Origin of the sequence: Nocardia sp. JMUB6875, from assembly GCF_041154655.1 — a bacterium.
In the GTDB taxonomy this organism is placed as follows: Bacteria; Actinomycetota; Actinomycetes; order Mycobacteriales; family Mycobacteriaceae; genus Nocardia.
In genome coordinates this window covers 1-7,000 of sequence record NZ_BAAFGR010000273.1, presented here as the reverse complement: position 1 = coordinate 7,000, position 7,000 = coordinate 1, and the positions used below count along the sequence as shown (strand labels likewise).

At 69.1% G+C, this 7,000-nt stretch carries 8 protein-coding genes; 1 reads left to right on the top strand and 7 read right to left on the bottom strand.

The window, feature by feature from the left end:
- The 3 genes from ACAM49_RS37595 to ACAM49_RS37585 all read right to left on the bottom strand — a co-directional run.
- Positions 1–309 (bottom strand): TetR/AcrR family transcriptional regulator (locus tag ACAM49_RS37595; RefSeq protein WP_369640300.1); only part of this gene is annotated, 309 nt, incomplete at its 3' end.
- Positions 302–727, bottom strand: coding sequence for a DUF4260 family protein (locus ACAM49_RS37590; protein ID WP_369640299.1), 426 nt, complete (start codon positions 725–727; stop codon positions 302–304). The genes ACAM49_RS37590 and ACAM49_RS37595, both read right to left, overlap by 8 nt.
- Positions 728–814: 87 nt before the next feature.
- On the bottom strand, positions 815–1,456 hold the full coding sequence (locus tag ACAM49_RS37585; protein WP_369640298.1) for a YitT family protein: 642 nt from the start codon (positions 1,454–1,456) through the stop codon (positions 815–817).
- Between the two features lie 202 nt (positions 1,457–1,658).
- Here ACAM49_RS37585 and ACAM49_RS37580 point away from each other — a divergent pair, with 202 nt between their 5' ends.
- Complete coding sequence (locus ACAM49_RS37580) at positions 1,659–2,975, top strand: lipase family protein (protein ID WP_369640297.1); 1,317 nt, start codon at positions 1,659–1,661, stop codon at positions 2,973–2,975.
- A gap of 29 nt (positions 2,976–3,004) precedes the next feature.
- Here the strand turns inward: ACAM49_RS37580 and ACAM49_RS37575 are convergent, their stop codons facing one another.
- The 4 genes from ACAM49_RS37575 to ACAM49_RS37560 all read right to left on the bottom strand — a co-directional run.
- Positions 3,005–3,637, bottom strand: coding sequence for an ammonium transporter (locus ACAM49_RS37575; protein WP_369640296.1), 633 nt, complete (start codon positions 3,635–3,637; stop codon positions 3,005–3,007).
- 164 nt (positions 3,638–3,801) lie between these two features.
- The gene (locus ACAM49_RS37570) at positions 3,802–4,566 is read right to left on the bottom strand and encodes an energy-coupling factor transporter transmembrane protein EcfT (RefSeq protein ID WP_369640295.1); all 765 of its coding nucleotides are present in this window, start codon (positions 4,564–4,566) and stop codon (positions 3,802–3,804) included.
- Positions 4,563–6,680, bottom strand: a complete 2,118-nt coding sequence (locus ACAM49_RS37565) for an ABC transporter ATP-binding protein (RefSeq protein ID WP_369640294.1) — start codon at positions 6,678–6,680, stop codon at positions 4,563–4,565. The genes ACAM49_RS37570 and ACAM49_RS37565 overlap by 4 nt, the downstream gene beginning before the upstream one ends.
- A 102-nt stretch (positions 6,681–6,782) precedes the next feature.
- Positions 6,783–7,000: TetR-like C-terminal domain-containing protein (locus ACAM49_RS37560; protein ID WP_369640293.1), on the bottom strand; the 218-nt coding region annotated here is incomplete at its 5' end.

The following is a 7,000-nucleotide window of genomic DNA, read 5'->3' as shown; positions in this document are numbered from 1 at the left end:
GTTCATGAGGCGGTAGATGTGGGGGTGGGCCAGGGCGTAGGCGCGGTAGGACTTCGCGATGGCTGTAAGTCCTTGCGGGGACGCTGCTTCCAGCGTCTCGGCCAGCTCCGCGAGAGCATCGGCCACGACCAGGGTTTCGAGCGCGGTCTTGTCCGGGACGTGTTTGTAGAGGGACGGGGCCTTGATTCCCAAGGCCTCGGCGACATTTCGCATGGTGAGGGCTTCGGGACCCTGCTCGTCCAACAGCCTGCGAGCGGCGGCGGCGATCTGCCGCTGCCGCTCGGTGAGCGTTCCGGTCGGGTCAGGCACGGAGGAAACCGTCCCGGGTGCGCAGGCCGTAGCCGGCGATGCGGTCGATGCCGATGTGCAGCATCCAGGCCAGCAGGAAGGTGAACAGGGCCGGGAGTTCCAGGGCGGCAAAGGAATACGCGATGGCCAGGGCCAGGGGGATCCAGGTGCGGTGGGCGGTGTTGTAGAAGGGGACCGCCTGCCGGGGCAGCTGGCCTTGGCGCACCGGGTCTTTCGCGCCGATCGCCGCGAAGAACGTGAGGTCGGGGGCGATGAGCCCGGCGACCAGGGCCAGCCAGGAGCCGGTGCCGTGGTTGACGCCCTCGGGGATGGCGAAGGCGGCGAGGAACAGGGTCCAGGTGATCCACCCGGCCTTGCGGAGGGTGGCCGGGAGGCGGTGATCGGTGGCGGTCGGCAGGTTGGCGGCGATGGCGGTCATCGGACCCTCCGGAGCTTCTAGCAGCGGCTAACGTTGTTAGCCACTACGTTAAAGCTAATGTCGTTAGCCTGTCAACCCCGACCGGGTTCAGGCCGCCATCGGCTCGGCCGCGGGCTCGCTCACCGCCGCGGGCTCGTCCTCACGAAAGCCGGGCAGGTAGCGATCGACGTACGGGATCATGAGCTGGATCAGCGGCCCGATGCCGAACGCGTACAGCACCGTCCCCACCCCCACGCTGCCGCCGAGAATCCAGCCGATCGACAGCACCGTCGCCTCGATCCCGGTGCGAATCACCCAGACCGGTTTGCCCGTTCGCCGAACCAGGCCAGTCATCAGGCCATCGCGCGGCCCCGGCCCCATGCCCGCGCCGATGTAGAGCACCGTCGCCACGGCGTTCAGCACCACCGCCGCGCCCATCGCCCCGATCCGCACCGGCAGCGCGTTCAGCTCCGGCAGCAGCCACAGCCCCGCATCCACCGAGACGCCGATGACCACCACATTGCTGACCGTGCCCAGACCGGGCCACTGCCGCAAGGGAATCCAGGCCAGCAACACCACCGCGCCGGTGATCGCCACGATGGTGCCGAAACTCAGCGGCACATGATCGGCCACGCCCTGATGGAACGCGTCCCACGGGTCGAGGCCGAGAGCGGCGCGAATCATGACGGCCATGGAGAAGCCGTAAAGCCAGAGTCCGGCGTACAGGGCGATGAGGCGGCGCAACAACATTGACCGAGCATGGCAGCGACTGGCATGCAACTGGTAGATCCAGTTGCCAATCACTGGCCCTTCAGCTGGATATATTGTTTTGTACTAGAAACCGCGAAACGCCGAGTCGCGACGCGCGGAACGTCGTTGACCGCGGACCGACCCGGCAGTAACTTTGGTTCTCCGATGCGCCGACGTTCTTATCGGCGCGAAGTGCGAGTCCGTGGTCTGGAGCGTCGGGTTGTTGACGCTGGAGGGCGTTATGCGGCGGGATGGCGCATGGATCGGGGCACGCGGGCGGGCAATGTCGGGGCATTCGGGCCGAATTCGACGATGGCGGCGGATCGGACTCATCGGGGCGATCACCCTGTTGGCGGCGGCGATAGCGATACCCGGCACCCGCGCCGACATCCCCTATCCGGACGATGACCCCTTCTACGCGCCACCGATCTCCTTGGGGGAGTTCGCGAATGGGGCGATCCTCAATTCACGACCCATCGCCGTGTTCGGTCTCCCGCTCCCGGTGGCGGGCTGGCAGGTGCAGTACCGGACCACCGACTCCGCCGGGGAGGCCGTCGCCGATATGGCGACCGTGATGGAACCCTTGACCCCCTGGACAGGACCCGGCGATCGGCCGCTGCTGTCGTATCAGATCGCCGAGGACAGCCTCGGAACCCGCTGCGCGCCATCGTTCGCGCTGCGCGGCGGCCGCGACTTCTCGATCGCCACCACCCTGCTCGACGTCCCGTTCCTGGCCGAGGCGCTGCGCCGCGGCTGGGCCGTGGTGGTGTCCGACTACGAGGGCCCGCAGTCCCGGTTCTTCGACGGCGTGAACTCCGGCCGGGCCGTGCTCGACGGCGTCCGCGCCGCCAAATCCTTTGCACCGCTGGGCATCACCGACAACAGCCCGCTGGGCGCGTGGGGTTACTCGGGCGGCGCGTTCGCGACCCTGTGGGCCATGCAGATGCGGGAGAGCTACGCGCCCGAACTCTGGTTCGCGGGCGTGACCTCCGGCGGCGTCCCGACCGATATTCCGGCCATCGCGCGCGGCGTCGACGGCACCTATCAGGCCGGGCTCGCGGTGCTCATCCTGATCGCCTTGGCGCGCAATGATTCCGGGTCCGGCCTCGCCGACGCCCTCAATGACGCCGGGCATGCGGTCATGGCCCAGGAGGCCACCTCCTGCGGCGGCGACCTGGTGGTGCACCAGTTCTTCCGGCACGTGGACGACTTCGCCATCGACCCGGGCATTCTCGACAGCCAGCCCTTCCGGACCGCCGCCAACCACCAGGAATTGGGCGGCTGGCCGCCGGACGTGCCGCTGTACCTGTACCACAGCAATGCCGACGACGTGATCCCGTCGGCGGGCTTCGGCGCCCTCGTCGACCGCTACTGCGCGCTGGGCGTGACGCTCACCGCCGTGCACTCCACGATTCCCGGCCACAATCCGGCGGCCGTCGGAGAAGCGTTGGGGGCCATGAACTTTCTGTCGGACCGCTTCGCGGGCGTGCCCGTGGTTGCCGGGTGCACCGTGCGCTGAACCAGCACGGCGCACCCGACGTCTCGGGATCAGTTGGGGTTGGCCCACTTGGTGGTGCCGGGCGCGCCCGTCAGCGTGCTGATCAGGTCGACACCGGCGATGAGCAGCGCCGGGCCGCCGACCACCAGGGTGCCGATGATCGCGCCGATACCCGCCGCGACCGGAACCGTCGCCAGACCGAAGGCGCCGCCGAGGAAGCCGATGGCGCCGACCGCCGCGCCGATGGCCAGGCCCACGAAACTGCCGATGGCCGTGGCGATGCCGAACTGGCTGGTGAAGTTCTGCATGGCCAGCTGGTTCTCGGAGAGCGAGGCCACCGGGTGCAGCACCGGCGTGGCCGCCGCGACATCCTTGACCGCGGTCAGGCTCAGGGTGGCGCCGTCCGCGCTGACATTGCCGGGCAGCGGGTAGCTCAGGCCGTCCTGCTCGAAGGCCAGCGGCAGGCTGAGCACGACGTCGCCCGCGACGTCCTTGACGTTCACCGATCCGCCGGCCAGCTCGAAGCTGCCGTTGGTGAGGGTGGTGACGACGGAATTGCCGACCAGCTGGGTCTGGTAGCCGATATCCGGCACCGCCGAATCCGCGTGCGCCACACCGGCTCCGGCGATGGCGACCGCGGTGACGACCGGCGCGGCGACCGCGGTGATCTTACGCAGCAACATGGGTTGTCCAATCTTCATCAGGTGTTCGTGGCAACACGCGGCTCAGTACTGAGAATTCCCCCTTGCCGAATCCGCGAGCCGTGTTGCGTTCAGCAACGCGTTCTACAGCGCCTTACGGTAGCGCGCGACACCGACACTCCGAATAATTTTCGGCTCGAGTGTCGTTAAAAGACCAGTTCGACAGCGATGCCCAGCCCGCACACCAAAGCCATCACCAGGAACGCCACCGCATCGGCGCGGCCGGGTGTGCCCGGGCGAGCTGTCAGTTCGCCGGTGCCGCCGCGGGTGGTGATGGCCTCGCCGAGCTCGCCCGCGCGCCGGCTCGACACCGCCATGCTCGCGGTCAGAATGTCGACCAGCGGATTGTCCGACGCCCGGTGCAGCAGCGAATCCTTGGGCCGCAGTTTGCGGGCGGCACGCAGCACCCGCATCTCCTCCAGCAGCAGCGGCAGCCCGCGCAGGGTCAGCGCCACCACCACGGCCCACTCGTCGACCGGGACGCGGTGCCGGACACCGCCGCGGGTCCAGCCGATCTTCTTCAGCGGCGCGCCGAGTCTGGCCAGCGCGGGCGCGATCTCTCCCATCGGCGTGGTCCAGGCGACCAGGAACGATGCGCCGAGCAACAGGAATCCGAAGATGACGACCCGCACGTACTGCAGCAGCGCCGACGTACCGACCGGCACGTTGATGGCCGCGCCCAGCGCGATGCCGACCCACACCAGCCACGGGAAGCGCGGCAGCGTGCCCAGCGGCAACTTGGCCAGCACGAACACCGCCGCCAGGAACAGGAACGCCACCCCGAGCAGCGCCCAGGACGGAATGAACATGAGCAGCACGCTGACGACGAAGACGCCGATCATCTTGGTACCGGCCCAGAGCCGATGCACCGGGCTGTCGACCGGAACCTCACGGAGAATGACACTGCTCATCGGACGCCTCCGCTGACATCGTGGGACCCGAACGCGGCCGGGGCGGCATCGTTCTCGACCAGACGCCCGTCGCGCAGATGGACGGTGCGGTCGCAGACGGCTTCCATATCGGCCACGTCGTGCGAGATGACGATCAGGGTGAGACCCGAATTCCGTAGTCGGGCAAGCAGATCCACGACTCCGGCGCGACCCTCCGGATCCAGTCCGGCCAATGGCTCGTCCAGCACCACCACCTGCGGATGGCTCGCCACGATCGCCGCCAGCACCACGCGCTTGGCCTGACCGCCGCTGAGTTCCTCGATGGACCGCGAGGCCAGCGCCCGATCCAGGCCCACGGCGTCGAGCGCCTTGGCGACCGCGTAGGTGCCGCGGCCGCCCCAATCCTCGATCTCCTCGCCGACGGTCTGCCGCTGCAACTGCAGCCGGGAATGCTGAAAGGCCAGCTGCACGGCCCCGATTCGCTTGTGCACCGGGCGGATCCGGGTGAATTCGTGCAGATCGCAACTGCCCGTGGAGGGTTGGGTGAGCCCGGCCATGATCCAGGCCAGCGTCGACTTGCCGGATCCATTGCCGCCCACGATGAGCAGGGCCTCGCCGCGGCGCACGTCCAGGTCGATGCCGTGCAGGGCCGGCGCCTCCCACGGGGTGCCGCGGTTGTAAGTGTGTCCGACGCCGCGCAATTCGAGGATGGTCTCGCCCATGGGGCGCTGCCGCGGATCGCTCATCGGGCGCGGCCAGGCGGGCAGATGCTCGACGGAACGGCCGCCCGCCAGATGGACCACCCGGTCGGCGGCGGCCGCGTCGGCCTCATGATGGGTGACCAGCACGACCGCCATCGGATGCCGCCGGGGCAGGGCCGCGAGCAGGGCGACCAGTTCCTGGCGGCCCTCCGGATCGATCATCGAGGTCGCCTCGTCGGCGATGAGCAGCGTGGGCTGCCGGGCCAGGGCGGCGGCCACGGCGAGGCGCTGCTGCTGGCCGCCGGACAGGGTCGCGGTCTCGCGCCCGCCCATTCCGGCCAGCCCGACCTCGGCCAGCAGGCCCTCGATATCGACCTCGGCCGCGTATTCGGTGGGCAGACCCCACACCACATCGTCGGCCACCAGCACGCCGAGGGTCTGACTCTCCGGGCGCTGCAACACCATGGCGGTGCCGCCGCGCACCCCGAGCCCCGCCGCGCCCGGGCGGGTGACGGTGCCGCCGGTGGGCGGGCGGCCCGCGAGAATCCTGGTGAGCGTGGACTTTCCGGATCCGTTGTGGCCGACGATGGCGACGAATTCGCCGATATCGACGGTCAGATCGATGCCGGACAGGGCCTCGGTGCGCGCACCTTGATAGCGGAAAGTCACGTCCCGCAAGGTGACCGGCAGCGGGGCCACCGGACGGTCGTCCTCGGGCGCGTCGAGCAGATCATTGCGGCCGGGCAGCCAGGTCAGCCGGTCCAGCACCGACCCGAGCACGAACCACGACACGACACCGCTGACCACCATCGCCGCGATGATGCCGCCGCCCACGAACGCCCACCACCAGTGCAGCACCGTATCGGTGAAATCGGCGACCGCCCGGCCCAGCGGCTCCAGCGAAGATTGCCGTGCCGCAATGTTTTCCAGGCCTTTCGCGCTGTTCCGGATGGCGTCGAACAGCAGATGCCGCGACCGCGCGAACACCAGCAGCAACCCGACCGTCAAACCCGCCATGATGGTCCCGGCGAGCGTCGACAGCACCACCACCGCGGGCAATCCACCTCGCCGCCGCTTCACCGTCCCGACGATTCCGCCGATGATCGCCACCCCGACCAGGTTCTCCGCCGCCAGCAGCCCGGCCGCCACGAACGTCACCAGCGTCGCCGCGATGGCGGTCGCCAGCTGCGTCCGGAACCTGTAGCGATGCGCGAGCAACCCGATCGGCACCGCCGCCACCAGTTGCAGCGCCGCGGCGAACGGCACCAGCGACCCCACGGTCACCAGCCCCACGGTCGCCCCGCCCAGCACGGCACCCGTCGCCAGCTCGATCGGCCGCAACGCGCCCTTGGGCAGCGCTACCTCTGAATTCCCGGCGCGAGCCCCGCCAAGTCCCGCAGCCAGGCCACCGCGAATCCGGTACGAATCGGTCACGCCTTCCAGTCTGCCGTGTCGGACCCCCACCCCACCGCCACCTCTCAACATCTCCACAGAGTCGGAGCACGATGATCACAACCTGCCCGGCCGTGCGACGGGTCAGTCGGATGCGCCCTTGGTGTCGATGAGGTTGGCGAAGATTTCGGTTATCCGGACCGTGAGGGCTTCCGGGGTGGTGCCGGATTGGGTGGCTCGGAGGGCGAATTTGCCGTCCACGGTGAGCGAGGCCATGCCGTGGGCCAGGGACCACCAGGCCAGGGCGAGGGTTTCGGCGTCGGTGGCGGGGAGGAAGCCGGAGGAGACTGCCTCGGTGATGG